The organism is Thiocystis violacea (assembly GCF_016583565.1).
GTDB classification, from domain to species: domain Bacteria; phylum Pseudomonadota; class Gammaproteobacteria; order Chromatiales; family Chromatiaceae; genus Thiorhodococcus; species Thiorhodococcus violaceus_A.
Map to the genome: position 1 here is coordinate 1 of NZ_NRRF01000169.1, position 2331 is coordinate 2331.

The 2331-nt window shown below is 64.4% G+C and carries 2 protein-coding genes; both read right to left on the bottom strand.

Going from position 1 to position 2331, the window contains the following annotated elements; all coding sequences use genetic code 11:
• Positions 1-200: 200 nt before the first annotated feature.
• The gene (gene fghA, locus CKO23_RS24415; protein ID WP_200336056.1) at positions 201-1043 is read right to left on the bottom strand and encodes an S-formylglutathione hydrolase; all 843 of its coding nucleotides are present in this window, start codon (positions 1041-1043) and stop codon (positions 201-203) included.
• Between the two features lie 10 nt (positions 1044-1053).
• On the bottom strand, positions 1054-2163 hold the full coding sequence (locus tag CKO23_RS24420; protein ID WP_200336058.1) for an S-(hydroxymethyl)glutathione dehydrogenase/class III alcohol dehydrogenase: 1110 nt from the start codon (positions 2161-2163) through the stop codon (positions 1054-1056).
• Between the last annotated feature and the right edge of the window lie 168 nt (positions 2164-2331).

Consider the following 2331-nt stretch of genomic DNA (forward strand, 5'->3'; position numbering starts at 1 on the left):
ACCGCTGGTGAGACTTGGCAGCGCCGTCTGGGATGTGGGCGTCTTCATCGTGGCCTCTTGAGTGGTTGTCATGATTCAAGCACATGACATTTTACCATTTTTGAGGACATTATTCCTTAATAAACAACCTATTGGATCCTTTTTAGGGCCGATTTTGAACTCCGAAACGTGAGTGGGTAAGATCATTTCCGGAAATCGCCTTAGGCTTTCGCCAGGGCGCGTGCGTGGTAGGCCAGATGCTCGCCGATGAAGGTGGCGATGAAGTGATAGCTGTGGTCGTAGCCGGGCTGCATCCGCAGCTTGAGCGGAAGGTCGTGCTCCTCGCAGGCGCGCGATAGCGCCTCGGGCCTGAGCTGTCCGTCGCGGAGAAATTCGTCGTCCGTGCCCTGATCGATCAGCAGTGGGATGGGTTGCGCGCCCGCGCGGATCAACTCGGTCGCGTCCCATTCCTTCCAAACCGCCAAGTCGTCGCCCAGATAGGCCCCGAGGCAGCCTTGGCCCCAGCCGCATGCGACCGGGTTGCAGATCGGCGCGAAGGCCGAGACCGAGCGGTAGAGGCCGGGATTCTTTAAGGCGCTGATCAAGGCGCCGTGGCCGCCCATGGAGTGCCCGGTGATGGATCGCCGTCCGGGGATGAGCGGTAGATCGCGTTCCACTAGGGCGGGCAGCTCCCGGTTGACGTAGTCGAACATCCGGTAGTGCGCCGCCCAAGGCTGACGGGTGGCGTTGACGTAGAACCCGGCGCCCTGACCCAGGTCGTAACGCTCGGGCGCGTCGGCGACCCCGTCTCCGCGCGGGCTGGTGTCCGGCATCACCAACGCCAGCCCCAGCTCGGCGGCATAGCGCTGGGCGCCGGCCTTGACCCGCACGTTATCGTCGGTGCACGTCAGCCCGGAGAGAACATAGACGGCGGGCACCGGCGCGGCTTCGGCCCGTGGCGGCAGATAGACCGAGAAGGTCATGGGGCAGTGGCAGGTCTCGGAGTCATGCCTGTAGCGCTCCAGCCAGCCGCCGAATTCGCGGATGCGTTCGATCCGTTGCATGCCAATCTCCTCAAAAAACGATCACTGAGCGAATGCTCTCGCCGCTGTGCATCAGCTCGAAGGCGCGGTTGATGTCCTCCAGCGGCAGGGTGTGGGTGACCATCCGATCCACCTCGATCTCGCCCGCCAGGTACCGATCCACATAGCCTGGCAGCTGGCTGCGTCCCTTCACGCCACCGAAGGCGGTCCCCTTCCAGGTGCGCCCGGTCACCAGTTGGAAGGGCCGGGTGCGAATCTCCTGCCCGGCGCCGGCCACGCCGATGATGGTCGAGACCCCCCAGCCCATGTGGCAGCACTCCAGCGCCTCGCGCATCACGTCCACATTGCCGATGCACTCGAAGGAATAGTCGACGCCGCCCTGGGTCATTTCCACGATGGCCTCGGTGACGCTGCCGGTCAGCTCCCGCGGGTTGATGCAGTCGGTGGCGCCGAGTTGGCGCGCCATCGCGAATTTGTCCGGATTCATGTCGACGGCGATGATCCGTGCAGCCTTCGCCATCACCGCGCCCTGCACGACGGACAGGCCGATGCCGCCGAGACCGAAGACCGCCACCGTCGAACCCGGCTCAACCTTGGCGGTGTTCAGCACCGCGCCGATGCCGGTGGTGATGCCGCAGCCGAGCAGGCAGACCTTGTCCAGCGCCGCCGCCGGGTTGATCTTGGCGAGCGCGATCTCCGGAACCACCGTGAGTTCGGAGAAGGTCGAGCAGCCCATGTAGTGGAAGATAGGCTTGCCGTTCTGGGAAAAGCGCCTGGTACCGTCCGGCATGTAGCCCGTCCAGACCGTCGAGGCGATGGACTGACAGAGATTGGTCTTGGGGGAGTGGCAGTAGTCGCACTCACCGCACTCAGGGATGTAGAGCGGGATGACGTGGTCGCCCGGCCTCAGGCTGGTGACGCCCGGTCCGCATTCCAGCACCTCGCAGCCGCCTTCGTGGCCCAGCACGCAGGGAAAGGCGCCCTCCGGATCCTGGCCGGACAGGGTGAAGGCATCGGTGTGGCAGACCCCGGAGGCGACGACCTTCAGCAGGACCTCGCCCGCCTTCGGGCCTTCGACGTCGATCTCTTCAATAGACAGGGGCTTCATGGGCTCCCAGGCAACGGCGGCTCTGGCTTTCATGGCGATCTCCGGGTGATGGGGTCTGCGGGGTTTTGAGTAGGCCGGGCACTCCCCGGACGGTAGGGCGACGTTTGTGTTCTCTGTTTGCCGCCTAGTTTCCTGGCGGTGCCACATGATCTCGCCCGTGGTCCAAGTTGCGACCCGGCCCCTCTCAGAACCGGACAAGCG

Bases quoted from the DNA above. Each gene is read 5' to 3' on its own strand.
- CKO23_RS24420 (WP_200336058.1), bottom strand. From the start codon at position 2,163: ATGAAAGCCAGAGCCGCCGTTGCCTGGGAGCCCATGAAGCCCCTGTCT.
- fghA (WP_200336056.1), bottom strand. From the start codon at position 1,043: ATGCAACGGATCGAACGCATCCGCGAATTCGGCGGCTGGCTGGAGCGC.